The 246-nt window shown below is 41.9% G+C and carries 1 pseudogene; it reads left to right on the top strand.

The features are described from left to right. Positions 1–246, top strand: a pseudogene (locus COZ07_RS00850) (galactose-1-epimerase); the annotation flags it as partial.

Here is a 246-nt window from a genome sequence, read left to right as displayed (position 1 = left end):
CAATAATTATTTAATCCCCACCGGAGAAATTAAGACTGTTTACGGTACCCCTATGGATTTCACCAAGCCGAAATTAATTGGAAAAGATATTAATGATACTGCAGGCGGTTATGACCACTGCTTTGTTATCGAATCGCTAAATCAAGAGCGGAGCCTGGCGGCAAAGCTTTATGAACCGGAAAGCGGTCGCACTATGGAAATTTTAACCACCACACCAGGTATCCAATTTTATTCCGGGAACTTTCT

Origin of the sequence: Candidatus Infernicultor aquiphilus (genome assembly GCF_002784285.1) — a bacterium.
In the GTDB taxonomy this organism is placed as follows: domain Bacteria; phylum Atribacterota; class Phoenicimicrobiia; order Phoenicimicrobiales; family Phoenicimicrobiaceae; genus Infernicultor; species Infernicultor aquiphilus.
Note: the sequence above shows the minus strand (reverse complement) of the source record. Positions and strands in the feature narration are given on the sequence as shown.